Source organism: Kordia aestuariivivens (assembly GCF_014397005.1).
GTDB classification, from domain to species: Bacteria; Bacteroidota; Bacteroidia; order Flavobacteriales; family Flavobacteriaceae; genus Kordia; species Kordia aestuariivivens.
The window spans coordinates 93,917-118,720 of sequence record NZ_JACGWS010000005.1; the positions used below are offsets into that span (position 1 = coordinate 93,917).

Annotated in this window: 25 protein-coding genes; 13 read left to right on the top strand and 12 right to left on the bottom strand. The window is 33.8% G+C overall.

The window, feature by feature from the left end; translation table 11 throughout:
* Positions 1-65: 65 nt before the first annotated feature.
* Complete coding sequence (locus tag H2O64_RS09575) at positions 66-929, bottom strand: AraC family transcriptional regulator (protein ID WP_187561970.1); 864 nt, start codon at positions 927-929, stop codon at positions 66-68.
* A gap of 93 nt (positions 930-1,022) precedes the next feature.
* On the opposite strand from H2O64_RS09575, the gene H2O64_RS09580 reads away from it, so the two are divergent.
* Both H2O64_RS09580 and H2O64_RS09585 read left to right on the top strand, forming a co-directional pair.
* The gene (locus tag H2O64_RS09580; protein WP_187561971.1) at positions 1,023-1,376 is read left to right on the top strand and encodes a DUF983 domain-containing protein; all 354 of its coding nucleotides are present in this window, start codon (positions 1,023-1,025) and stop codon (positions 1,374-1,376) included.
* An 88-nt stretch (positions 1,377-1,464) separates the two neighbouring features.
* Entirely contained in the window at positions 1,465-1,977 is a 513-nt protein-coding gene (locus H2O64_RS09585; protein WP_187561972.1) for a DinB family protein, read from the top strand.
* On the opposite strand, the gene H2O64_RS09590 is transcribed toward H2O64_RS09585, so the two are convergent.
* Together H2O64_RS09590 and aroB are read right to left on the bottom strand one after the other, a co-directional pair.
* Positions 1,978-2,259 carry a hypothetical protein gene (locus H2O64_RS09590; protein WP_187561973.1) on the bottom strand — a complete coding sequence of 94 codons (282 nt, stop codon included), beginning with the start codon at positions 2,257-2,259 and terminating at the stop codon, positions 1,978-1,980.
* A gap of 134 nt (positions 2,260-2,393) precedes the next feature.
* Complete coding sequence (gene aroB / locus H2O64_RS09595; protein ID WP_187561974.1) at positions 2,394-3,461, bottom strand: 3-dehydroquinate synthase; 1,068 nt, start codon at positions 3,459-3,461, stop codon at positions 2,394-2,396.
* Between the two features lie 98 nt (positions 3,462-3,559).
* On the opposite strand from aroB, the gene H2O64_RS09600 reads away from it, so the two are divergent.
* Positions 3,560-4,726, top strand: a complete 1,167-nt coding sequence (locus H2O64_RS09600) for a proline dehydrogenase family protein (RefSeq protein WP_187561975.1) — start codon at positions 3,560-3,562, stop codon at positions 4,724-4,726.
* A gap of 49 nt (positions 4,727-4,775) precedes the next feature.
* Positions 4,776-7,622 (top strand): M16 family metallopeptidase, encoded by a 2,847-nt coding sequence (locus H2O64_RS09605; RefSeq protein ID WP_187561976.1) that lies wholly within the window; start codon positions 4,776-4,778, stop codon positions 7,620-7,622.
* Between the two features lie 113 nt (positions 7,623-7,735).
* Here the strand turns inward: H2O64_RS09605 and H2O64_RS09610 are convergent, their stop codons facing one another.
* The 9 genes from H2O64_RS09610 to porX all read right to left on the bottom strand — a co-directional run bounded on the left by H2O64_RS09610 (position 7,736) and on the right by porX (position 13,907).
* A complete protein-coding gene (locus H2O64_RS09610) occupies positions 7,736-8,119 on the bottom strand; it encodes a DUF4258 domain-containing protein (RefSeq protein ID WP_187561977.1) in 384 nt (127 codons plus the stop codon).
* A gap of 3 nt (positions 8,120-8,122) precedes the next feature.
* Entirely contained in the window at positions 8,123-9,322 is a 1,200-nt protein-coding gene (locus H2O64_RS09615; RefSeq protein ID WP_187561978.1) for an alanine dehydrogenase, read from the bottom strand.
* Positions 9,323-9,379: 57 nt separating this feature from the next.
* Positions 9,380-9,847: a hypothetical protein gene (locus H2O64_RS09620; protein WP_235982823.1), complete on the bottom strand. Its 468-nt coding sequence runs from the start codon at positions 9,845-9,847 to the stop codon at positions 9,380-9,382.
* Positions 9,840-9,989: a hypothetical protein gene (locus H2O64_RS09625; RefSeq protein ID WP_187562219.1), complete on the bottom strand. Its 150-nt coding sequence runs from the start codon at positions 9,987-9,989 to the stop codon at positions 9,840-9,842. Before H2O64_RS09625 ends, H2O64_RS09620 begins: the two co-directional genes overlap by 8 nt.
* Before the next feature lie 182 nt (positions 9,990-10,171).
* A complete protein-coding gene (locus tag H2O64_RS09630) occupies positions 10,172-10,729 on the bottom strand; it encodes a hypothetical protein (RefSeq protein ID WP_187561980.1) in 558 nt (185 codons plus the stop codon).
* A gap of 247 nt (positions 10,730-10,976) precedes the next feature.
* Positions 10,977-11,414, bottom strand: coding sequence for a hypothetical protein (locus tag H2O64_RS09635; protein ID WP_235982826.1), 438 nt, complete (start codon positions 11,412-11,414; stop codon positions 10,977-10,979).
* A 79-nt stretch (positions 11,415-11,493) separates the two neighbouring features.
* A complete protein-coding gene (locus H2O64_RS24030; RefSeq protein WP_235982828.1) occupies positions 11,494-11,646 on the bottom strand; it encodes a hypothetical protein in 153 nt (50 codons plus the stop codon).
* 213 nt (positions 11,647-11,859) lie between these two features.
* Positions 11,860-12,267, bottom strand: a complete 408-nt coding sequence (gene tsaE / locus H2O64_RS09640) for a tRNA (adenosine(37)-N6)-threonylcarbamoyltransferase complex ATPase subunit type 1 TsaE (protein WP_187561982.1) — start codon at positions 12,265-12,267, stop codon at positions 11,860-11,862.
* Between the two features lie 92 nt (positions 12,268-12,359).
* A complete protein-coding gene (porX, locus tag H2O64_RS09645; protein ID WP_187561983.1) occupies positions 12,360-13,907 on the bottom strand; it encodes a T9SS response regulator signal transducer PorX in 1,548 nt (515 codons plus the stop codon).
* 89 nt (positions 13,908-13,996) lie between these two features.
* Here porX and H2O64_RS09650 point away from each other — a divergent pair, with 89 nt between their 5' ends.
* The 9 genes from H2O64_RS09650 (at position 13,997) to H2O64_RS09690 (ending at position 24,790) form a co-directional block, all read left to right on the top strand.
* Positions 13,997-15,226 carry an HD domain-containing protein gene (locus tag H2O64_RS09650; RefSeq protein ID WP_187561984.1) on the top strand — a complete coding sequence of 410 codons (1,230 nt, stop codon included), beginning with the start codon at positions 13,997-13,999 and terminating at the stop codon, positions 15,224-15,226.
* A gap of 24 nt (positions 15,227-15,250) precedes the next feature.
* The gene (gene lpxD, locus H2O64_RS09655) at positions 15,251-16,279 is read left to right on the top strand and encodes a UDP-3-O-(3-hydroxymyristoyl)glucosamine N-acyltransferase (protein WP_187561985.1); all 1,029 of its coding nucleotides are present in this window, start codon (positions 15,251-15,253) and stop codon (positions 16,277-16,279) included.
* Positions 16,272-17,693, top strand: a complete 1,422-nt coding sequence (locus H2O64_RS09660) for a bifunctional UDP-3-O-[3-hydroxymyristoyl] N-acetylglucosamine deacetylase/3-hydroxyacyl-ACP dehydratase (RefSeq protein ID WP_187561986.1) — start codon at positions 16,272-16,274, stop codon at positions 17,691-17,693. The genes lpxD (H2O64_RS09655) and H2O64_RS09660 overlap by 8 nt, the downstream gene beginning before the upstream one ends.
* 57 nt (positions 17,694-17,750) lie before the next feature.
* Positions 17,751-18,536, top strand: a complete 786-nt coding sequence (gene lpxA, locus H2O64_RS09665; RefSeq protein WP_187561987.1) for an acyl-ACP--UDP-N-acetylglucosamine O-acyltransferase — start codon at positions 17,751-17,753, stop codon at positions 18,534-18,536.
* A 16-nt stretch (positions 18,537-18,552) separates the two neighbouring features.
* A complete protein-coding gene (gene efp, locus H2O64_RS09670; RefSeq protein ID WP_187561988.1) occupies positions 18,553-19,119 on the top strand; it encodes an elongation factor P in 567 nt (188 codons plus the stop codon).
* Positions 19,120-19,192: 73 nt separating this feature from the next.
* Positions 19,193-20,137 (top strand): UDP-3-O-(3-hydroxymyristoyl)glucosamine N-acyltransferase, encoded by a 945-nt coding sequence (gene lpxD / locus H2O64_RS09675; protein ID WP_187561989.1) that lies wholly within the window; start codon positions 19,193-19,195, stop codon positions 20,135-20,137.
* 98 nt (positions 20,138-20,235) lie between these two features.
* The gene (sucD, locus tag H2O64_RS09680; protein ID WP_187561990.1) at positions 20,236-21,108 is read left to right on the top strand and encodes a succinate--CoA ligase subunit alpha; all 873 of its coding nucleotides are present in this window, start codon (positions 20,236-20,238) and stop codon (positions 21,106-21,108) included.
* Between the two features lie 201 nt (positions 21,109-21,309).
* On the top strand, positions 21,310-21,558 hold the full coding sequence (locus H2O64_RS09685) for a hypothetical protein (protein WP_187561991.1): 249 nt from the start codon (positions 21,310-21,312) through the stop codon (positions 21,556-21,558).
* A 256-nt stretch (positions 21,559-21,814) separates the two neighbouring features.
* Positions 21,815-24,790 carry a M16 family metallopeptidase gene (locus H2O64_RS09690; protein ID WP_187561992.1) on the top strand — a complete coding sequence of 992 codons (2,976 nt, stop codon included), beginning with the start codon at positions 21,815-21,817 and terminating at the stop codon, positions 24,788-24,790.
* Positions 24,791-24,804 lie beyond the last annotated feature (14 nt).

The following is a 24,804-nucleotide window of genomic DNA, read 5'->3' on the forward strand; positions in this document are numbered from 1 at the left end:
AATTGTAGTAAGTTAATCTCTTTGCCTTTTGGTGAAAATGGTTAGATTATTGACGATTAAATAATCTAATACGCTGAACTCCGAAAACTTGAAGGAGTTCGTTGTGTTTTTTGCTTGAATAATCTTGAAAAATAGGAGTAATCCTCGAATCCGAGTCGATTTGCAATTTCATTTACAGCTAATTCAGGTGTTAATAATAATCGTTTTGCTTCCAAAATAATTCTGTCTGTAATGACTGTTGTTGCTGTTTTTTGTAATGTTTCTTTGCAGATTCGATTCAAATGTTTCAATGTAATATTTAATCTACTAGCATAAAAAGAAGGTTTTTTTTCATACTTATAAAATTGTTCAAGGAGTTCTTCAAAGCTGCGTAAAATAGTATGATATCGCTTGACTTGTAATTGTGTAGGTGTAATGTAGTGACGTGATAGTTCAATATAAATTAAATCTAATAAATTTAAAATTGAATGTTCATTGAAAAGTTTTCGTGAAGTATATTCAGCAAGAATCATTTCAAAAAATGAAGTAATAGTTTGTGTTTGTGGTGCGTTCAAACGTAATTTAGGTGTGTTGTAAGTGGAATAGTAAAACGGATAATCGTTTATTTGCTTATGTCTGAAATGTACATTGTAAAATTCTTTCGAATGAAATAAAATAAAGCCATCAATATCTTTTGATAAATTCCAATGATGCATTTGTCCGGGTTGTAATACAAATACGCTTCCTGCGTTAATTTCATAGGTATTAAAATCGACAATATGTGTTCCTGTTCCTTTTGTAAATAGGACAACTAAATGAAAATCATGTATGTGTGGTTTTTCAATAAACGGATGTGTGCGCAAATGCTCTTCAAACCGATTGCAATATAAGTGTTTGCTTGGTTTGTCTTCTTTAAATTGTGAAATATTGTAAACAGGTAATAATTTCATTTCTTTGTAAATGTCTTTTTTGTGCTATAAAAAGTGAAAATACAAACTTTATTCGATTTGATTGGTTTCTAACTTTGTATTAAAATAAAAAACATGGGAAATACACTTCAAAATATCTATCAAGGAACGTGTCCTAGTTGTAATAAAGGGAAGATTTTTAAGAAAAAAGGATTGTTATATAAACTACGAATGCCAAAAATGCACGCGCATTGTAGCGTTTGTAAGTATAAATTTGAAAAAGAGCCGGGTTATTTTTTTGGTGCAATGTATGTCAGTTATATGTTAACCATTGCAGGAGCAGTTGGTTTGTTTATAATGCTTTCGTATATCGTTGGAATTGGAGATAATTTTCAAATTTTCTTGATGATTGCTGCTGCTATGATTGGCTTGTCTTTTTTTAACATGCGAATTTCCAGAACAATATGGATTCATTTGTTTAAAACGTGAATTTCTTACGACTAATGTGACGTTACAAATTTTTTCAAATGATGAAATAATAGTATCTTCATCACGCAAAAAAACTAAAAAACTACACATGATACCATTTCCAGAACCTACAGAGTACAATCCGTATTATAGTCAATACGTTCAACATTTAAAAGGAGAAGATGTATTAGATGCGCTTGAAAAAGGTGTGACAAGTATCAATGACCTAATGACTTCCTTAACAGAAGAAAAGTTGCGAAGTGCGTATGCAGAAGGAAAATGGACAATAAAAGAAGTGTTGCAACACATTATGGATACCGAACGTATCTTTTGCAATAGAGCATTACGCTTTGCGCGAAATGACAAAACTGAATTGCCTGGTTTTGAACAAGATGATTATGTTCCATTTTCGGATGCTAATGAGCGCAATAGCATGGAAATGTTACGCGAATACAATGCAATTCGTCAAGCAACAATTACGATGTTTCAAGGGTTTTCTGATGACATGTTTGCTAGAGTAGGTGTTGCAAGCGGAAGCAATATGTCTGTTCGTGCTATTGCACACGTTGTCACAGGTCATGAGCGACATCATGTACGTGTCATAAAAGAACGCTATCTGTAATTACTCTTCCGACAGATCACTAATAATATCTGGCGTAGGCGCAATTTCGTCTAAATCGTCAGAATCACTATCTATATTCGCCATAGAATAGTGTAATTTGCTACTGACTTTTACCAAATAAATGGTATCGTTTGTTTTTACTTCAACAGCTTCAATAGTATTGTTATGGTGATCGTCAAAAGTAATAATATCGCGATCTCTATAACCGCCAGGATAGCGCTCTTGTAGGAGCAATAAGAGTTCTGGCGTCACTTTCTTATAATCTATGATTGCTTTTTTCATAGGAATAATCGTTTAAAATTAATACTACGGTCATAGGTAAATAGTGGGAATCACTTATTAATTAGTCTATACTAAAAGTACAACTATTTTTTTTGAAAAGAAAGCATTAATGTCACCTTAATGTCTTTTTAAGGTTATGCGTTGTAGAAATTGAAAGCATCTATGATAATAGTATTGGGTACAATTTTATCTAAAACTGGCGTTCCGATGTCACTCAATAGTACAAAATTGATGTTTCCGTGAGAGTTTTTCTTATCGTATTTCATTAACTCGATAATAGCTTCATAGTCCGTATGGTTCAATTCAACTTTTCCATACATATTGAGCATTACACGTTTAATCTCAGCTAATTTTTCTGTTGAAAAGCCTTCTTGTTGGCTGGAAATATAACTTGCAAGCACCATTCCGACTGCAATAGCTTCTCCGTGTAACAACGCTTCTTTTGTTTCGTGTGTTAACAAATACGATTCAATTGCGTGACCAAGTGTGTGTCCAAAATTTAAAATTTTGCGCATTCCTTGTTCTTTTGGATCTTCAGTGACTACTGTGTTTTTAATTTGAACTGATTCGTAGATCAAATCGTCTAAATCTTCAATTGTAAAATTAGCAAGATCAATCATCTTTTTCCAATATGCTTCATCATAGATCAATCCGTGTTTTAACATTTCTGCCAAACCGCTGCGCATTTGATTCGCTGGTAACGTATTTAAAAAAGAAGTATCAATCAAAACCATTTCGGGAATATTAATCACACCAATCTGATTCTTCAAAGTGCCTAAATCAACTCCTGTTTTTCCGCCAACAGAAGCGTCAACCATTGCTAACAAAGAAGTTGGAACGTTAATATATGAAATTCCACGTTTAAAAGTAGAAGCCACAAATCCACCAAGATCCGTCACAACACCGCCACCAACATTGATTAATAAACTCTTTCGGTCAGCATCTAACTCAGAAAGTACATTCCAAACTCCAGTACATGTTTCAATATTTTTATGAATTTCACCAGAAGGAATTTCTATAATCTCAATAGCGAGTTCAGTAGGCAAATTGCCCATAAAACTAGGTAAACAATGCGTATGTGTATCCGAATCTACCAAAACAAAAATCTTTGAGTAATTTGAATTGCTTAGGTGTTCGTGAAGTTTTGTGTAACAATTTGTATTGAAATGAACGAAATAATTCGTTGCTTGAATAGAATTCATAGACTAAAAAAAAACTTTTAATAGTCACAAAATAAAGCCTTTTTTAAACAATAAAATAATAATTCAATAACTATATTTGTGAAAGTAATTCTTTATAAATGGATCCTATTTTTAATAATACTGAGAACGCTTTTGCTTTAAAAACAGATTCTCAACTAGAAAGAGCTTATTTTTTATTCAAGCTCATTGCCAATCAACCGCTAGTCCGTATTGGAACAGCCGTCACAAACTTCGCAATAAAAGCGCATTTGCCTGTAGAAAGTCTAATTAGAGCTACTGTTTTCGATCATTTTTGTGGAGGAACTTCGGAAGAAGAATGCATTCCAGTAGTAGATAAAATGTTTGAAAAAGGTGTTTGCAGTGTTTTAGACTATTCAGTAGAAGGAAAAGAAGAAGAAGCACAGTTTGATGCAACGCTGGAAAAAATCTTGAAAATTTTAAATTTTGTAAAGGAAAAACAAGCAATTCCATTTGCTGTTTTTAAACCTACTGGATTTGGTCGAATTGATTTGTATGAAAAAGTTGGAAACGATGAAACTTTAACAACGGATGAACAAGCAGAATGGAATCGTGTATTGACACGGTTTGACACGGTTTGTAAAAAAGCACACGAAATGGACGTTGCATTATTAATTGATGGCGAAGAAAGCTGGATGCAAGATGCTGCAGATGAAATTGTCGCTGATATGATGCGAAAATATAATAAAGAGAAACCAATTGTTTACAATACACTTCAAATGTATCGTTGGGATCGATTGGATTACTTAAAACAATTGCATATTGATGCCAAAGCACAAGGTTTCCACATTGGAATGAAATTAGTGCGTGGTGCCTACATGGAAAAAGAAAACAGAAGAGCAATAGCACAAGGATATACTTCCCCTATATGTATATCAAAACAAGCTACAGATGAGAATTTTGATGCTGGAGTTGTTTACATGCTTGAAAACTTAGATTGTATGGCTGTTTTTGCCGGAACACACAACGAAGAAAGTTCGTATAAAGTTGCAGAAATCATGAAAGCGAAGCAAGTAGCGAACAGTGATTCGCGTGTTTGGTTTGGTCAGTTATACGGAATGAGCGATCATATCAGTTTTAACTTGGCAAAAGAAGGATATAACGTAGCAAAATACTTACCTTTTGGACCTGTAAGAGATGTAATGCCTTACTTGATACGAAGAGCAGAGGAAAATACGTCAGTTGCAGGACAAACATCGAGAGAGTTAAGTTTATTAAAACAAGAAAAGAAAAGAAGGAAATTGTAAATTATAATTCCCTTTACAAAACGAATAAAACAACCTAAAGAACCCATCTATGAGAATCAATAAATTTACAATATTGCTTCTTGCATTATTTATTGTTGTCACATATTCATGTAAACAAAACGAAAATAATACAACTGAAGAAGAAACTTCCTTTTCTCTTGAATATGAGAAATTTACTTTAGATAATGGACTTGAGGTTGTTTTGCATGAAGATCATTCAGATCCAATAGTCGCCGTTGCAACGTTAATGCATGTTGGTTCTAATAGAGAAAAACCCGGAAAAACAGGATTTGCGCACTTCTTTGAGCACATGGCGTTTAATGATTCTGAAAATGTACCAAGAGGTTCTAACCGAAAAGTAATTCCAGAATGGGGCGGAACCCGAAATGGATCAACTTCATCAGACGCAACAATTTATTATGAAGTCGTACCTAAAGATGCATTTGAAAAAATTTTATGGATCGATTCAGACAGATTGGGTTACATGATCAACACGGTAACCACAGAAGCATTAGAACGTGAAAAACAAGTTGTAAAGAATGAAAAACGACAGAATTACGATAATGTTCCTTATGGTTTTACTTTCGAAATTATTCGTGCAAACTTATATCCTAAAGAGCATCCGTACAATTGGGCAGTTATTGGTTCGCTTCCCGATTTACAAGCAGCAACTTTAGAAGATGTAACAGAATTCTATAATACATATTACGGTCCAAATAATGCAACCTTAGTAATTGCTGGAGATATTGATCTTGAAGAAACTAAAAAAGCCGTTAAGAAATGGTTTGGCGAAATTAAACGAGGAAATGAAGTTGCAAAGTTGAAACCAATGCCTGTAACATTACCCGAAACAAAATCATTATACTTTGAAGATAATTTTGCAAAACTTCCTGAACTTCGTTTGGTATATCCAACAGTAGAAATGTTTCATGAAGACCAATATGCATTAGATATTTTGGGGCAAATGTTAAGCGGAAGCAAAAAATCGCCTTTATACAGAGAAGTAGTTACTGCTAAAAAACTAGCGCCGCGTGTTTCTTCATTCAATACGAGTAATGAATTGGCAGGCGAATTTACATTTAGAGTTCGTGCAAATGCTGGAACTAATTTAAACACTGTAAAAGCTGCACTTGAAGAAGGATTGAAGAATTTTGAAGCTAATTTTGATGAAGCGCAATTGGTTCGTATCAAAGCTAAGCAAGAAGTTGAGTTGTATAACGGAACAGAATCTGTTGTGAATAAAGCGTTTGTTTTGGCTAATGGAAATGTATTTGCCAACGATCCTGCATACGTTATTAAAGAAGCTGCTTTTACAAACAAAGTAACGAAGGAAGATGTAATTCGTGTTTACAATAAATATATTAAAGGAAAAAATTACATCATGACTTCGTTTGTGCCAAAAGGACAAACGGATCTTGCGATGGAAAATGCTGTAAAAGCAGAAGTGTATCAAGAAGAAATTGTGCAAGGAAAAGCAAACGAAGAAGTTGGGCAAGGAGCAGAGGCGCAGTATGAAAAAACGGTTACAAAACATGATCGTTCTGAGCCTAAATTTGGCGAATTGCCATTGTTCAAATCGCCAGAAGTTTGGAAAGGTACATTGGCCAACGGAATTAATGTGTATGGAATTGAAAATAATGAAGTTCCATTAGTTTCTTTTTCAATTACGATTGATGGCGGACATTATTTAGATCCAAAAGACAAAGCTGGATTGGCAAAACTTTTAGGAGATTTAATGATGGAAGGAACTAAATTTAAAACTTCTTCAGAATTAGAAGAAGCCATTGAAATGTTGGGCGCTACCATAGATATAAGAAGCGGTGATGAAGGTATGTATGTATCTGGAAATTGTTTGGCGAAGAACTTTGACAAAACAATCAAATTGGTAGAAGAAATTGTGTTACATCCACGTTGGGATAAGTCTGAATTTGAGCGACTTAAAAGTTCACTATTGACTAATTTGAAAGGAAGAGAAGCGAATCCAAGGACAATTGCGTATCAATCTTTTCGAAAATTAATTTATGGAGACAATCATATTTTAGGAACTCCATCTATCGGAGTTACTGAAACGATCAATAATATTTCTTTAGACGATTTAAAACAGTTTTATACTGATAATATTTCAGCAAGCGTTGCCAATATTCATGTTGCTGGCGCAGTTGGCGAAACCACTGTTTTAGCATCGTTGGATGGTTTGGGTAAAAACTGGAAATCTACAGAAGTAAAAATTCCTTCTTATACATTACCAAAGCAAGATAAAGCAGGGAAAATATTTTTCATTGATTTCCCTGGCGCAAAACAATCTGTGATTTACTCAGGAAAATTAGCATTATCAGAATCTGATCCGATGTATAATAATTTAGACTATACCAATCAAATTCTTGGAGGCGGATCAAGCGGACGTTTGTTTCAAACTTTACGCATAGAAAAAGGATATACGTATGGCGCATATTCTTACTTGCAAAATTTAGAAGAAAAAGCACCTTTTGTGGTGCAAACCAGTGTTCGAGCGAATGCTACATTGCCTTCTTTGAAAATTATAAAAGGGTTAATGAGTAATTATTCTAAAGATTTTAGTGAAGAAGAAGTTACAATTACGAAAAATAAAATTTTAAAAAGTAGCGCGAAAGATTACGAGGAACTTGGAGATAAATTACGAATCCTTACGCAAATTAGTAAATATAATAAAGAGTTCAATTATCTTGAAAACGAGCAAAAAGAACTTGTGGATATGAGTTTAGAAGATTTTCAAAATATAATTAAAACACATATTCAAGAAGATGATATGTTTTATTTAGTGGTTGGCGACAAAGAAACACAGGTAGAAGAAATAAATAAGTTTGGTAAAGGTGAAGCAATCGAGTTGGATATTTACGGGAACTTAAAAAAGGAATAATCCAGCGTTAAATTATAAATTTTAAGGCGATAACGTATAAGTTTCACTTTCAGTTAGTTAGTCTTTATTCTATTATCTAAAAGCGAAGCGGTCTAATGTCAACAACAAGTGTTTTAGTCAATCCTTTTAATCGTCTGAATTCGGGCAGTACTATCGCAATTATGCACAGTAAGTTCAATTTCTTTATTGCGAAGCATTCCTTCAATAATGTACAATTTACAAGAATCGACTTTGATTTTACTTCTTGAGAAATCAACATCTCCATACCTGAGAATGTTTGAAATTTCGGCAGTGTCAATTTCTTTATTATCAATCAATTGGCGAATTTCAGGAGAAAAGTGACGTTCTTTCAATCGAATATTTTTCAAAGTACGTGCATTTGGAAAATAATCAAACTCACATTTTACACCACGTCCACGAATTAAAAATGCAAAAATCACCAAACCAATGGCTACACCACCTAAATAAAATCCTGTACGTCTTAAAAGACTGCTCATCTGCTAAAAAACTAATAAATTAATATCTCTATATGGAAGATCAAACCAATCTGCTACTGATTTATTGGTTAAAACTCCGTGGTAAAAGTACAACCCATTTTTCAATCCTTTATCAAAACGTAACGAATTTTCTAATCCGCCATCATCCGCAATTTTTAGTAAATATGGAGTAAACATATTACTGATTGATACTGAAGCGGTTCTGGAATATCTAGCTGGAATATTTGGCACACAATAATGAATAACGCCATGTTTTTTAAACGTTGGTTTATCGTGTGAAGTAATTTCACTTGTTTCAATACAACCGCCCATATCGATGCTGACATCAATAATGACGGCCCCTTTTTTCATGTGACTGACCATGCTTTCTGTAACTAAAATAGGAGATCTATTTTTTCCGCGCACAGCGCCAATTAAAACATCGCAACGTTTTAACGCTTTTAATAAATTTTTTGGCTGTATGGTTGATGTATATACAGGTTGTCCTAAATTGATCTGAATGCAGCGAAGTTTTGTGATGGAATTATCAAAAACTTTAATATTTGCACCCAATCCTAATGCGGAACGTGCAGCAAATTCTCCAACCGTTCCTGCACCGACAATGACAACTTCCGCAGGTGGAACGCCGCTAATATTTCCAAGCATCAATCCGTTTCCGTTATTGACATTTGCCATTAATTCGGAAGCAATTAAAATGGAGGCAGTTCCGGCAATTTCACTTAAGGAACGTACTGCTGGATACGTGCCATCTTCATCACGAATGTATTCAAAGGCGAGTGCGGTCACACGTTTACTAGCTAATACTTCAAAATATTTTTTAGAACGTGTTTTTATCTGTAAAGCTGAAATTAAAATCGTTTGCGGATTCAATAATTGAAGTTCTTCAATTGTTGGCGGTTCCACTTTTAAAATAATAGGGCAGGAGAACACCTTTCGTGTGTCATTAGTAATTTCTGCGCCAGCTTCTGTATAATCTTTATCTGAAAAATTAGCTTCTTTTCCGGCGCAACTTTCAATCAAAACACGATGTCCGTGTGCTATAATTGCAGCAACGGCATCTGGTGTTAAGCAAACTCGTTTCTCTTGAAACGAAGTTTCTTTAGGAATTCCAATAAATAATTCTTGCTTGTGTTTTGAAATTTCGAGTGTTTCCTCTTGTGGAAGTAATTGTTGTTTGGTAAAAGGAGATAAAGATTCCGGCATGAGGCATTATTATTGATTAAAACATGAAGTTACAAATAAAAATGAAGTAATAAAATACTATTTATTGGCTTCTTCCATTTCTTGTTCTTTTCGTTCATACTCCGCAAGCTCTGCATCTATTTTTTTGAGATCAATACCATAAACATATTTATCAAAGAGTTTGATTCTAATTAAATATACGATGGGAACTATGATCATCATCACGGGAAGTACATAGTATATTTCAACCTCATCGACTGATTGTATATCGTCATTTATTATGCTTGTTAATTGAAATATATACATTGCTATTGGGATCAAGATTACATGATACCACCAATCTTTACAAGTTATAAACCAGAGGATTAAAAATATTAGAGGCATTAGTTTTGACATTATCCAATACGCCGAAGTTTGTACGCTTTCGTAATAAGAGCTATCATAAGTAAATAAAGAAGTTTCCCAAACTTTTACATCAGGGAAACTTTCATATGAATAATATATTATAGGTGATATAGCAATAATAAGAGCTATCAAACTACCCATTAGGAGGCGTTTTGATGTTTTTCTTAACTTTTTCTTCTGTTTCGTATGGGTTGTCTTCATCAGCAATACTGTCTGGGTTACAAGATACAAATAATATTGTTGATATGGCTGCTAATAGGTAAAGGTAGAATTTAGTTTTCATCTGATAATTGGGTTATTTAGTTTAACGATGAAGCAAACTTATTGAATAACCAACTAATTATCAGAAAATTAGCATAATATATTTTCTACGTACTTTTGTTAGATTTGGGTCAATCGAACAAAAGCCGTAGAATTTATAATTTTTTGTATTTATTTCGTAAGTATTTTCGCGAATATACAGATTTATTTTATTTCATTTACATTTTGAGCCTCTTTTTCTTTACGATCGTATTCATCGAGTTCAGCTTCAATTTTCTTTAAATCAATTCCTAATACTAACTTTTCAAATAATTTTACTCTAATTAAATATACTATGGGTGTGATGATCATTAATATTGGAATCAACCAGTATATTTCAATTTCATCAACCTTCAAAGTATTTTTATAAAGTGCATTCGCTAATTGAAATGCATACATGGCAATTGGCACTAAAATTATGTGATACCACCAATGTTTACAGGTTAAAAACCATAGTATTAATAGTAACAATGGAATAATTTTGCTTAAATACATCCAAAATGAAATGTATAAATCTTGATATCCATTACTTGTAATGGTAAACCAACTAGTCTTCCATATATCTCCATCAGGAGAATATTCATATAAATAATATAAAAATGGAGAAAGAAATATCAATAAGATGATTAAGGTGTCAATAAGTAATTTCTTTCTAACCGACGTTTCCTCTTGTGATTTCTCTTTTATCAACTCCTTGTTCTGTTTCGTATGGGTTGTCTTCATCAGCAATGCTATCTGGATTACAAGATACAAATAATATTGTTGATACGGCTGCTAATAGGTAAAGGTAGAATTTAGTTTTCATTTGTTTAGATTATTTAGTTTAACGATGGGTCAAACTTATTGAATAACCAAATGTTACCTTCAAAAAGAGCATAATATATTTTCTACGTATTTTTGTTGGTTTTATTAAAAACTAACGCAATGTATAGAAAATAGGATATCTTGTATTTCAATGAACTTTTATTATTTATTCTTGAGCGCCTGATATATTTTGTTGCTCTCGCTCTTTTCGGTCGTATTCCTCTAATTCAGCATCTATCTTTTTTAAGTCAATACCATATACTAATTTATCCATCAATTTTATTCTGATAAAATAAACAAAAGGTATAACAATCATCATTATGGGAATCAACCAATAAATTTCCACAACATCTAATATACTAGATTTATCATTTATTGCTCCAAATAACTGAAAAGCAAACATAAACATAGGAATCAAAATTACGTGATACCACCACTTATTACAAGTCAAAAACCATAATATCATTAATAATAGAGGTATGGCTTTATTCATACTTGCCCAAACCAATACTCTAACATTTTTATAATTCGTATCTGTTATAGTAAAAAATGATGTTTCCCAAATATTAGTATCTTTCGGTACATACTCATATAATTGAAACAAATATGGAGTAATCGCTATAAGTAGTGCTACAATTGTATTTACTACAATTTTTGATTGAAACCTAGATTTTCTATTGGTATTAGTCTTCCCCAGGAATTTTGATATCTTTCTTATCGATTTTTTCTTCGGTTTGGTATGGGTTATCTTCGTCTGCAATGCTATCTGGGTTACAAGACACAAATGTTACTGATGCTAATACGACTGCTGCGAATAAATAATTTCTTAATTTCATTTTGTTTAGGTTTTAGTTTTACGATGACGCAAACATATCTATTAAACAAATGATTTTCAGGAAATTACCATATTTTATTTTCTACGTATTTTTATCATTTTTTTACTTTTTGTTATCTATAAGAATTTTCTATCAAGATACAGTAAAAGTCATTAATTTGTCAGTCTTTTGGGTTTATTTTCAGGTTATAGTTTTTGTTTTTCGCTAAAGTGTTCAATTTTTTAGATGAATTGAGCGTAATTGTTCATTTATCTTTTTAATGTGCACTTTTGTAATTTCATTAGGCAATAGGTTTTTAATGCGTTCTGGCCATTCTATGAAGCACCAAGCGTCACTATATAAGTAATCTTCAATGCCAATATCATACGCTTCTATTTCATCTTCAATTCGGTAACAATCAAAATGATATATGATTGCGTCAGCAGAACGATATTCATTTACAATTGAGAATGTTGGACTATTTGTAAGCTCGGTAATGCCTAATTGCTTTGCTAATACTTTGATTAAAGTTGTTTTTCCAACACCCATTTCTCCATGAAAAGCAATAATTTTATATTTCGATGCTGCAAGAATGCCTGCTGCTATTGCTTCTATTTCAGAAAGATTATATTCTCTTTGCACTACTATTTAATTTTTAACACAATACACAAATTTACTGTTTTTTCAAATACTAAAAGAAATGAAAAGCAATTATACGTCAGTTTCAGGTATTTCTACTTGGGTAACATTACTGCAAACGGTATAATCATTTCCTCCAACGAAACGCCACCATGCTGGTACGTATTTCTAAAATAACTCACATAATGATTGTAATTATTCGGATACGCAAAAAATAAATCTGTCTTTGCAAAAATAAACGAACTACTCATGTTAATGGAAGGCAAATGAATTGTGCTAGGATCTTTTGCTGCCAACACATCTTTTTGCTCGTACGTCAAACTTCTTCCAGTTTTATAACGCAAGTTCAAACTTGTATTCTTATCGCCAACTACTTTAGATGGATGTTTTACGTTGATAGTTCCGTGATCAGTCGTGATAATCAATTTAAATCCTAAACGTTGCGATTGTTGAATGATATCTAACAACGGAGAATTTTTAAACCAACTCAGCGTCAGTGAACGATATGCTTTGTCGTCTGAAGCCAATTCTTTTACAACATCCATTTCGGTTTTAGCGTGTGAGAGCATGTCTACGAAGTTATAAACCACAACTGTAAGGTCATTGTCTTTTTGCGATTTAAAGTTGTCTGCGAGCTTCTTTCCGCCTTTTAAGCTGGTTATTTTGTGATATTCATGCTTAATGTTTAACCCTAAACGCTTCAATTGTGCTTTTAAGAAATCATTTTCATGCAAATTCTTTCCGCCTTCATCAGTATCATTCTTCCAATACTCGGGATGTAGTTTTTCCATGTCGGAAGGCATTAATCCTGAAAAAATAGCATTTCTAGCATACTGTGTCGCGGTTGGCAGAATACTCACAAAAGGAACTTCTTTTTCTTTTTTATAATGTGTATTTAAAACAGGTTCAAAAGCTCTCCATTGATCGTAGCGTAAATTATCAACTACAACTAATAAAGTTGGTTGTGCTTTGCTAATTTCTGGAGCAATGAGTTCTCTGAACAATGTGTGCGACATAATTGGCGCATCATCATTTCCGAACCAATCAGGATAATTCTTATCAATAAACTTTCCAAACTGAACGTTGGCTTCTGTCTTTTGCGATTCCAAAATCTCAAACATGCCAGTATCTTCAATATCTTCCAATTGCAATTCCCAATAGATTAATTTTTGATACAACTCAATCCATTCCTCAATCGAATTTACCATTGCCATATCCATCGCAATCTTTCTGAATTCTTGCTGATAATTAGAAGTTGTCTTTTCAGAAATCAATCGCGAATGGTCCAAATTCTTCTTCAAACTCAATAAAATCTGGTTTGGATTCACAGGTTTTATCAAATAATCTGCAATCTTGGAGCCAATAGCTTCTTCCATGATATATTCTTCTTCACTCTTTGTAATCATGACGACAGGAAGATTATTCTGTTTTTCTTTCAGCTCAGCTAAGGTTTCCAAACCTGTTAGGCCTGGCATATTTTCATCCAACAAAACAATATCAAAATTTTGCTCGTCTATGATTTCTATAGCTTCCGTACCGCTAGTGCACGTTGTTACTTCGTAGTTTTTCTTCTCTAAAAAGAGAATATGTGGTTTTAATAAATCAATTTCATCATCAACCCAAAGAATCTTGAATGCACTCATGTATGTCTTTATTTGTAAATTGTTAGTAAGGTATCTTGTAATGTACTTATATTTGTGCTTATTCTAAAAAAAGTATAAAAAATTACACATTGAATACTAGAAATAAGCTTAAAATCTTAAACGACCCAATTTACGGATTTATTACAATTCCCAATCCGCTCATTTTTGATCTTATAGAGCATAAGTATTTTCAGCGCTTGCGCAGAATTACACAAATGGGCATGTCATACTTGGTATATCCAGGCGCACATCACACACGTTTTCATCATGCGTTGGGTTGTATGCACTTAATGCAAAAAGCAATTCAAGTCCTTTGTTTTAAAGGTGTTGAAATTTCGGAAGATGAAAAGCAGGCCTTGTTAATTGCCATCTTATTACACGATATTGGCCACGGACCTTTCTCGCATGCTATGGAACATAGTATTGTAAATAGTGTGCATCATGAAGAGATTTCATTGTTGTTGATGGAACAATTAAACACAGAATTTAACGGAAGTTTAACGCTTGCCATCGAAATATTCAAAGGAAACTACCCAAGAAAATTCATGTATCAGTTAATATCTGGTCAAATTGACATGGATAGAGCCGATTATTTAAAGCGTGATAGTTTCTATACAGGAGTTGCGGAAGGAAATATCAATTCGGAACGCATCATTACAATGTTAAGTGTAGTGAATGATGAATTAGTCATAGAAGAAAAAGGAATCTATTCGGTGGAAAAATTTCTGGTTGCCAGACGCCTAATGTATTGGCAAGTATATTTGCATAAAACGAGTCTGGTAGCAGAACAATTGCTCATTCGTGTGCTCAAAAGAGCAAAAGAGTTAACGCTTCAAGGAACGCAACTAAAGGCAAGTGCGGCATTATCTTTTTTCATTCAAAATGAAATCTCTATTGAAGATTTTAATCACGAAGTATTAGATAGATTTGCGAAGTTGGACGATTACGACATCATTTCAGCCATGAAAGAGTGGATGAACGAAGACGATTTTATATTATCGAATTTATGTGAAATGATCATCAATCGTGATTTATTAAAAATTAAAATCAAAAACAAAAAGATTTCAGATAATAAGCTCCAAAGTGAGACACAAAACTTGATGAAAAAATACAGCATTTCGGAAGCGGAAGCAGCGTATTTTGTATTCTCAGGCGAAATCTCAAATCAAGCATACAAAACCACAAGTCAGAACATAAATATCTTAATGAAGTCAGGAAAAGTTCAGGATGTTGTCAAGGCTTCGGATCAATTGAACCTAAAAGCATTATCTAAAACGGTAACAAAATATTATATATGTTACCCAAAAGACAAACTTTAGGAGTTTTTTTATACTTTTGCGGGAATGAAGTTTACAGCGACACAAATAGCGGGTATTTTAGAAGGAGATATCATAGGTGATCCAAACACTGAAGTATCCACACTTTCTAAAATAGAAGAAGGCATAGAAGGTTCTTTGACTTTTTTGGCTAATCCTAAATATACTCAGTATATATATAGTACGCGTGCATCCATAACTATTGTGAATAATGACTTTGAAGCTGAAGAAGAATTATTTACTACATTAATCAAAGTTGATGATGCGTATAAATCATTTTCTAAACTCTTAGAATACTACGATAAAGCAAAACGAAATAAAGTTGGAATTGAACAGCCTACTTTTATTTCGGAATCGGCTAAGTATGGGAAAGAACTCTACTTTGGAGCGTTTTCATACATGGGCGACAATGTAAAAATTGGCGATCATGTAAAAGTATATCCAAATGCGTATATTGGCGATAATGTTACCATTGGAAACAATGTGGTTATTTTCGCTGGCGCTAAAATTTACTCGGATTCAGTCATTGGTGATAACTGTGTCATTCATAGTGGCGTTATTGTTGGTGCTGACGGATTTGGCTTTGCGCCGAATAAAAAAGGTGAATATCACAAAGTTCCGCAAATAGGAAATGTAATTATAGAAGACAATGTTGACATTGGTGCTGGAACAACTATTGACAGAGCAACTTTAGGATCAACCATCATAAGAAAAGGAGTAAAGCTTGACAATCAAATTCAAATTGCACACAATGTTGAAATTGGTAAAAACACAGTCATCGCAGCGCAAACCGGAATTGCAGGTTCTGCCAAAATTGGCGAAAACTGTATGATTGGCGGACAAGTTGGAATTGTTGGACACATTACCATTGGTGATAATGTCAAAATTCAAGCACAATCAGGAATTGGAAGAAATGTAAAAGATGGAGAAACATTACAAGGTTCACCAGCTTTAAACTATGGAGATTACAACAAATCGTATGTATACTTCAAAAACCTTCCTAAAATAGCAAAAACTATCAATCAAATCGAAAAAAAAATAAACAACAATGAGTGAAATTATTGTTAAACAAACAACCATCGCCAAAGAAGTATCTCTAAAAGGCGTAGGATTACACACAGGAAAAGAAGTATTACTAACTTTTAAACCTGCACCAGAAAATCATGGATATGCATTCATGCGAGTTGATTTGGAAGGAAGTCCAATCATTGAAGCGGATGCAAACTATGTTGTCAATACACAGCGTGGAACTGTTTTAGAAAAAAGAGGTGTCAGAATTCAAACTTGCGAACACGTATTAGCTGCGTTAGTTGGTTTGGAAATTGATAACGTTCTCATTGAAATGAACGAATCTGAACCGCCAATAATGGATGGTTCGGCAAAATTTTTCTTAGAAGCCATAGAAGAAGCTGGAATTGTAGAACAAAATGAACCAAGAGAAGAATACATTGTAAAAGATGTCATTTCTTATATTGATGATGAAACTGGAAGTGAAATTACAATCATTCCATCAGATGAATATCAAGTAACAACCATGGTTGACTTTGGCACAAAAGTGCTTGGAACTCAAAACGCGACCTTAAAACATATTTCTGACTTCAAAAAAGATATTGCAAGTTCAAGAACATTTAGCTTCTTGCATGAACTCGAAATGCTATTAGAACATGGTTTAATAAAAGGTGGCGATCTTAACAACGCTATTGTATATGTTGATAAAGAACTATCACCAGAAACAATGGACAAACTAAGAGTTGCTTTTGGTAAAGATGACATTGCGGTAAAACCAAATGGAATTCTTGACAACCTTACCTTACATCATCCAAACGAAGCTGCACGTCACAAATTGCTAGATGTTATTGGCGATTTAGCTTTAGTTGGAACTCGCATTCGCGGAAAAGTAATCGCAAACAAACCAGGACACTTTGTAAACACACAATTTGCAAAAAAACTGTCCAAAATCATAAAAATAGAAAAGCGCAACAAAGTGCCAACATACGATTTGCATCAAACTCCATTAATGGATATCAATCAAATCATGACGATGTTGCCACACAGACCACCATTTTTACTCATCGATAAAATATTAGAATTATCTGATAGTCATGTGGTTGGTGTAAAAAATGTAACGATGAACGAACCGTTTTTCGTTGGTCACTTTCCAGGAGCGCCCGTAATGCCAGGTGTATTGCAAGTAGAAGCAATGGCGCAAACAGGAGGAATCTTAGTACTAAGTACGGTTCCAGATCCAGAAAACTACCTTACCTTTTTCATGAAAATTGACAAAGTAAAATTCAAGCAAAAAGTAGTTCCGGGTGATACATTAATCTTCAAAGCAGACTTAATAACGCCAATTCGTAGAGGGATTTGCCACATGCAAGCGTATGCATATGCAAATGGTAAATTAGTAGCCGAAGCAGAATTAATGGCGCAAATTGCTAGGAAAAAAGAAGAAGACATTGTAAAAAAGTAGCATAGTGATTTCACTATGATCAAAAATTAAACAGTAGAAATAACTAAAATATAGTAGATGAATCAACCTTTAGCATATGTTCATCCAGGTGCCAAAATTGCAAAAAATGTGGTTGTAGAACCTTTTACAACTATCCATAACAATGTAATTATTGGTGAAGGAACTTGGATTGGCTCAAACGTAACCATCATGGAAGGTGCAAGAATCGGTAAAAACTGCAACATCTTTCCAGGTTCGGTAATATCAGCGCCACCACAAGATTTAAAATACCAAGGAGAAGACACCATTGCAGAAATAGGTGATAACACTACCATACGCGAATGTGTAACCATTAACAAAGGTACCACCGATCGTATGAAAACAAAAATTGGTAAAAACTGCCTTATCATGGCGTATTGCCACATTGCACACGATTGTATTGTTGGTGATAACTGTATATTTTCGAATAACAGTACATTAGCTGGACACATTACTGTGGGCGATCATGTAATTTTAGCAGGAATGACTGCGGTACATCAATTTTGTTCCATTGGAAATCATGCGTTTGTTACAGGTGGATCATTAGTTCGTAAAGATGTGCCACCATACGTAAAAGCTGCTCGTGAACCTTTATCATACGTAGGAATCAACTCTGTTGGATTGCGTAGACGAGGTTTTACAACAGAAAAAATAAGAGAGATTCAAAACATCTTTAGAATACTATATCAAAAAAATTACAACAATACGCAAGCTGCAGAAATCATAGAAGCAGAAATGGAAGCCACTACAGAGCGCGATGAAATATTACAATTTATCAAAAACTCACACAGAGGTATCATGAAAGGGTATATTGCTTCAAACTAAAATAAAACAATAATCAATGGCATCAACATCAGACATTAGAAAAGGATTGTGTATTCGTTACAATCACGATATATTCAAAATCATAGAATTTTTACACGTAAAACCAGGAAAAGGACCTGCATTTGTTCGTACAAAATTAAGAAGTGTAACCACAGGAAAAGTAATTGACAATACATTTTCAGCGGGACATAAAATTGACGACGTTCGTGTAGAAACTCACAAATTTCAGTATCTATACAATGATGGTGATACATTTCACTTCATGAATACTGGTGATTACAATCAGATCACATTACAAAAAACAACCTTAGATGCTCCAGATTTATTAAAAGAAGGAGAAGTCGTAACAATTTTGATTAACTCTGAAGACAATGCGCCATTATCAGTAGATATGCCTGCAAGTGTTATCTTAGAAGTTACACATACAGAACCAGGAGTGAAAGGAAATACAGCAACAAATGCTACAAAACCTGCAACTGTTGAAACTGGCGCACGTATCAATGTTCCTTTATTCATCAATGAAGGTGATAAAATTAAAGTTGAAACAGAAAAAGGTTCCTACATGGAACGTATAAAAGAATAACAATTCTAAAAGCTCAATTCGTTGGGCTTTTTTTAATTTTATTCCTTCTGAATTAATTTAAAAAAACGAATACATGAAATTCCCTAGAATACACACACTAAAAGAAATTGCTGCAATCATACAAACGTCGTATGTTGGTGATGATTCATTTCCAGTACATGGAATGAATGAAATTCATGTGGTAGAAGCTGGCGATATTGTATTTGTTGATCATCCAAAATACTATGACAAAGCTTTAGAATCTAAAGCAACCATTGTATTAATTAATAAAGAAGTTGAGTGTCCAGAAGGCAAAGCATTATTAATTTCAGATGATCCATTCAGAGATTTCAATACGCTAACCGATCATTTCAGACCATTTATAAGTGCTTCGGCATCCATTGCACCATCGGCTACGATTGGAGAACGCACTGTAATTCAGCCAAATTGTTTTGTTGGGAATAATGTTACGATTGGAAACGATTGTATCATTCATGCAAATGTGGCAATATATGACAATGCTGTCATTGGAAACAATGTAATCATTCACTCAGGAACAGTTTTAGGAGCAGATGCTTTCTATTACAAAAAACGTCCTGAAGGATTTGATAAATTACGTTCTGGTGGACGTGTTGTGTTAGAAGACAATGTAGATTTAGGTTCATTATGTACCATTGATAAAGGTGTTACAGGTGATACAACCATAAAAGAAGGAACCAAAATTGACAATCAAGTGCATGTTGGTCACGATACTGTAATTGGCAGAAAATGTTTAATTGCTTCGCAAACAGGAATTGCAGGTTGTGTGATCATTGAAGATGAAGTTACCATTTGGGGACAAGTCGGAATTACAAGTGGAATCACGATAGGAGCAAAGACAGTAATCTCAGCACAATCAGGCGTAAGCAAAGGTTTGGAAGGTGGAAAAAGCTACTTTGGAACACCAGCAGATGATTTCAGAAAAAAATACAAAGAAATTGCATCAATTCGCCAAATACCAGAATTGATCGAACGAATAAAAAACTTAGAAAACAAATAGTTTAGAGCATTCAAAAGTATTTACAGATAAAACTCAAAAAATACTTTATAAATACTTTATAAAAAACTATTTTTGTGCAGCCAAAAAACAAATATCAAATGAGCGTTTTAGTAAACAAAGATTCAAAAATAATTGTTCAAGGATTTACAGGAAGTGAAGGAACATTTCATGCAGGTCAAATGATTGAGTACGGAACTAATGTAGTTGGTGGTGTAACGCCAGGAAAAGGTGGACAAACACACTTAGACAAACCAGTTTTTAATACAGTTGCTGAAGCTGTTGAAAAAGTTGGAGCTGATACAACGATCATTTTTGTACCGCCAGCATTTGCTGCAGATGCAATAATGGAAGCTGCGGAAGCAGGAATCAAAGTAATCATTACAATTACTGAAGGAATTCCAATTGCAGACATGACAAAAGTTGCTGCATATATCAGTAACAAAGAATGTCGTTTAATTGGACCTAATTGCCCAGGAGTAATTACGCCAGGAGAAGCAAAAGTTGGAATCATGCCAGGATTTGTTTTCAAAGAAGGAAAAGTTGGAATTGTTTCTAAATCAGGAACATTAACATACGAAGCTGCGGATCAAGTAGTAAAACAAGGATTAGGAATCACAACTGCTATTGGTATTGGTGGAGATCCAATCATTGGAACAACTACAAAAGAAGCGGTTGAATTATTAATCAACGATCCAGCTACCGAATGTGTAGTGATGATTGGAGAAATCGGAGGTCAATTAGAAGCGGATGCGGCTAAATGGTACAAAGCAAGCGGAAGTAAAAAACCAGTAGTTGGTTTCATCGCAGGAGAAACGGCACCAGCAGGACGTACAATGGGTCATGCAGGAGCAATTGTTGGTGGAGCTGATGATACAGCAGAAGCTAAAAAAGCAATCATGCGCGAATGTGGAATTCACGTAGTAAACTCTCCAGCAGAAATTGGAAAAAAAGTAGCAGAAGTAATGGCATAATTACTTCGTTCTAAATATATAAAGCGCAGTATCATTCAAATGGTACTGCGCTTTTTTTTGTATAAAAAAATCAATGTTTACAAAGGTTTAGCACGCTTTTTTTAGTACTTAAGATTTATGAATTCAGAGTAGATTTTCTTTCAGGGTATGTTTTGATTGTATAGTTTTAGATCGATTATTAACTATATAACCCTTGAAATTATGAAAAAAAAGAATTTACTAAGCTTATCGCTTAACAAAAAATCAATCTCAAATTTAAGAACGCAAAATTCAGTTATAGGAGGATTCAAAACAGAATCTTGTATTCCTTTAGGAATTTGTTGCCCAACACATGATGCTAACTGTCCAGGTCCATCAGCAGATGGAACTTGTGGAAACACTACTACTGGAACAGGAACTGGCTTGGAATGCGGTCCAACAATTTCGTGTCCAGGCGCTGGAATTTGTTAACATTAAATAAATCATGAAAAAAAGTAAAAAGTGGGCTTAGGCTCACTTTTTTTAATAGCTGTCAATTTTGATTAATAAAACACCAAAATTCATCAAGTAAAGAATTTAACATCTTATTGAAAACATAATATTTATAGCTAGCATACTGTATACAGCATGAACTAAATAAATGTTAAAAAATTATGATTATTATAATTACACATATAATAATCATAATTTTAACGTTTAAATACTACAAACTAATCAAAAAATTATAATGAAAAGATTCAAACTACTGCTACTATTCGTAGGTGCACTTGCGATTTTCGGCTGTAAAGAAACCGGCGATACAACTGCTTCTAAAGAAGTAAAAGTAACGCAACAGAAAGATGCAAATGGTCTTTCGTACGAAACCGTATCAAACGATCCAACCGGATTGCGTTTGTATACACTAGATAACGGACTCAAAGTTTATCTAAGTCAAAACAGTGACGAACCAAAAATACAAACCTACATTGCGGTAAGAGCAGGTTCTAACTACGATCCAAAAGAAACTACTGGTTTAGCACACTACTTAGAGCACATGGTTTTCAAAGGAACTGATGAAGTTGGTACTATTGACTGGGAAAAAGAAAAAGTATACTTAGATCAAATCTCTGATTTATATGAACAGCATAAAGCAGAAACAGATCCTGAAAAAAAGAAAGCACTGTACAAAAAAATTGACGAAGTATCTTTAGAAGCTTCCAATTATAGTGTTGCCAATGAATATGATAAAATGGTTGGTTCTTTAGGTGCAACAGGTACAAACGCCTATACGTGGTTTGAGCAAACAGTGTATACGAATAAAATACCTGCAAACGAATTAGATAAATGGCTAACGCTTGAAAATGAGCGTTTCAGTCAATTAGTATTGCGTTTATTTCATACAGAATTAGAAGCAGTATTTGAAGAATTCAACAGAACACAAGATAGTGATGGAAGAAAAGCACTCTATGCAATGTTAGATGGTTTATTTCCAAATCATCCATACGGACAACAAAATACGATTGGTACTGCTGAGCACTTGAAAAATCCTTCGATGATAGCAATTCACAACTACTTTGACAAATACTATGTGCCAAACAATATGGCAATGGTATTAGTTGGTGATTTCGATTTTGAAGAAACGATTCAAAAAGTAAATAACACATTTGGTAAAATGGAGAAAAAAGAAGTGGTGCATCCAACATTACCAAAAGAAGAGGCAATCACGTCTCCAGTTGTAAAAGAAGTATTAGGACCAACGTCTGAATCAATATCAATAGCATTTCGTACCAGTGGAGTAAACACAGAGGATGAAAAGCTTGTAACCTTAGTAGATATGATTCTTTCTAACGGAAATGCAGGTTTAATCGACTTAAACTTAAATCAAAAGCAACTTGTACAATACGCAGGATGTTCTCCAACATTTTTAAATGATTATGGCTACCATAGATTATATGGAGCGCCTAAAGCTGGACAAACATTAGATGACGTGAAAAACTTACTCTTAGAACAAGTTGAAAAACTTAAAAAAGGAGAATTTGAAGAATGGATGATTGAAGCGGTTATCAACGATTTAAAACTGAGTCAAACAAGACAATACGAAAGTAGTACAGCATTGGCAGATGCGTATGTAAATGCGTTTATTCATCATGAAGATTGGGCTAACAAAGTAAAATTCTTAGAAGATTTACGTAAAATATCAAAACAAGAAGTAGTAGACTTTGCTAACAAACACTACAAAGACAACTATGTCGTAACGTACAAACGTAAAGGAACTGATAATTCAATCGTAAAAGTTGAAAATCCAGGAATTACGCCTGTAAACTTAAACAGAGATAAAAGTTCAGAATTCATCAAAGCCTTCAACGCAACAGAAGCTGCGTCTTTACAGCCTAAATATGTTGATTTCCAATCAGAGATTAAAGAAACAAAACTTTCTAATGGAATCAAGGTTTCATACATTGACAATGAGCAAAATGACTTATTTGATATGAATATCATCTTTGACATGGGAAGTGATAATAACAAAAAACTTGGTTTAGGAGTTGGGTTAATGGAATACTTAGGAACTGATAAATATTCTCCTGAAGAATTAAAGAAAGAATTCTACAAGCTAGGAATTAGCTATTACGTAAGTACTGGTGCTGAAAAATCGTATGTTGGTTTAAATGGACTAAAAGAAAACTTACCAGAAGGATTAGAGTTATTATCACACTTGTGGAATAATGCGGTGCCAAATCAGGAAGCGTATGATAAATATGTGGCGCAAATCATTAAAGGAAGACAAGACACGAAAACACGAAAAGGAAGCATCTTACAAAGAGGTTTAATGAACTATGCAAAATATGGCGAAAACTCTCGTTTGCGTAACATATACAGCAATAGTGAATTAAATGGAATGAATCCGCAAGAACTTGTTGACTTGGTAAAAGATTTCAAAAACTTTGACCAACGTATATTCTACTTCGGAAAAGATATTGATGCGGCAGTTGCAGCATTAAACGAACATCACAAAGTTGCGAATGAACTAAAAGAATATCCAGAAGCAATCAAATATGTAGAGCAAGAAACTGGCGGAAATGTATTCTTCGTTGATTACGATATGGTACAAGCTGAAATGATGTTCTTGGCAAAAGGAAGTCCTTTCAAAGCTGAAAACATGGCAGCTTCTACAGTATTTAATACGTATTTTGGAAGTGGTTTATCATCAATTGTATTCCAAGAAATTAGAGAATCTAAATCATTAGCTTACTCAGCATACTCATATTACAGTCAAGCTTCAGACAAAGAAGATTCTAACTATGTAATGGCGTATATTGGAACACAAGCAAACAAAATGCCGCAAGCAGTAGAGGCAATGATGAACTTAATGAACGATATGCCAGAAGCTGAAAAGCAATTTGAAGCAGCAAAAGAAGCGACTTTGAAAAAACTAGCAGCACAGCGTATCACAAAATCAAACATTTTCTGGACGTACGAAAGACTTCAAAAACTTGGAATTGATAAAGATCACAGAGAAGAAATGTACAAAGCTATTGAGAAAATGACGCTCGCTGACTTAAAAGGGTTCTTTGACGAAAACATCAAAGGTGAACAATACAATGTAATGGTGATTGGAAACAAAAAAGATGTAGACATGGATGCCTTAGCAAAACTTGGTAAAATTCAAGAAATGGACATCGATTATCTTTTCAATTACGAAAAAGCAAAAGAAATCAAACAATAAAAAGAAAATCAAAC

Excerpts from the sequence above, each read along its gene's own strand:
- H2O64_RS09575 (WP_187561970.1), bottom strand. The coding sequence starts at position 929 with ATGAAATTATTACCTGTTTACAATATTTCACAATTTAAAGAAGACAAA.
- H2O64_RS09580 (WP_187561971.1), top strand. The coding sequence starts at position 1,023 with ATGGGAAATACACTTCAAAATATCTATCAAGGAACGTGTCCTAGTTGT.
- H2O64_RS09585 (WP_187561972.1), top strand. The coding sequence starts at position 1,465 with ATGATACCATTTCCAGAACCTACAGAGTACAATCCGTATTATAGTCAA.
- H2O64_RS09590 (WP_187561973.1), bottom strand. The coding sequence starts at position 2,259 with ATGAAAAAAGCAATCATAGATTATAAGAAAGTGACGCCAGAACTCTTA.
- aroB (WP_187561974.1), bottom strand. The coding sequence starts at position 3,461 with ATGAATTCTATTCAAGCAACGAATTATTTCGTTCATTTCAATACAAAT.
- H2O64_RS09600 (WP_187561975.1), top strand. The coding sequence starts at position 3,560 with ATGGATCCTATTTTTAATAATACTGAGAACGCTTTTGCTTTAAAAACA.
- H2O64_RS09605 (WP_187561976.1), top strand. The coding sequence starts at position 4,776 with ATGAGAATCAATAAATTTACAATATTGCTTCTTGCATTATTTATTGTT.
- H2O64_RS09610 (WP_187561977.1), bottom strand. The coding sequence starts at position 8,119 with ATGAGCAGTCTTTTAAGACGTACAGGATTTTATTTAGGTGGTGTAGCC.
- H2O64_RS09615 (WP_187561978.1), bottom strand. The coding sequence starts at position 9,322 with ATGCCGGAATCTTTATCTCCTTTTACCAAACAACAATTACTTCCACAA.
- H2O64_RS09620 (WP_235982823.1), bottom strand. The coding sequence starts at position 9,847 with ATGGGTAGTTTGATAGCTCTTATTATTGCTATATCACCTATAATATAT.
- H2O64_RS09625 (WP_187562219.1), bottom strand. The coding sequence starts at position 9,989 with ATGAAAACTAAATTCTACCTTTACCTATTAGCAGCCATATCAACAATA.
- H2O64_RS09630 (WP_187561980.1), bottom strand. The coding sequence starts at position 10,729 with ATGAAGACAACCCATACGAAACAGAACAAGGAGTTGATAAAAGAGAAA.
- H2O64_RS24030 (WP_235982828.1), bottom strand. The coding sequence starts at position 11,646 with ATGAAATTAAGAAATTATTTATTCGCAGCAGTCGTATTAGCATCAGTA.
- porX (WP_187561983.1), bottom strand. The coding sequence starts at position 13,907 with ATGAGTGCATTCAAGATTCTTTGGGTTGATGATGAAATTGATTTATTA.
- lpxD (WP_187561985.1), top strand. The coding sequence starts at position 15,251 with ATGAAGTTTACAGCGACACAAATAGCGGGTATTTTAGAAGGAGATATC.
- H2O64_RS09660 (WP_187561986.1), top strand. The coding sequence starts at position 16,272 with ATGAGTGAAATTATTGTTAAACAAACAACCATCGCCAAAGAAGTATCT.
- lpxA (WP_187561987.1), top strand. The coding sequence starts at position 17,751 with ATGAATCAACCTTTAGCATATGTTCATCCAGGTGCCAAAATTGCAAAA.
- efp (WP_187561988.1), top strand. The coding sequence starts at position 18,553 with ATGGCATCAACATCAGACATTAGAAAAGGATTGTGTATTCGTTACAAT.
- lpxD (WP_187561989.1), top strand. The coding sequence starts at position 19,193 with ATGAAATTCCCTAGAATACACACACTAAAAGAAATTGCTGCAATCATA.
- sucD (WP_187561990.1), top strand. The coding sequence starts at position 20,236 with ATGAGCGTTTTAGTAAACAAAGATTCAAAAATAATTGTTCAAGGATTT.
- H2O64_RS09685 (WP_187561991.1), top strand. The coding sequence starts at position 21,310 with ATGAAAAAAAAGAATTTACTAAGCTTATCGCTTAACAAAAAATCAATC.
- H2O64_RS09690 (WP_187561992.1), top strand. The coding sequence starts at position 21,815 with ATGAAAAGATTCAAACTACTGCTACTATTCGTAGGTGCACTTGCGATT.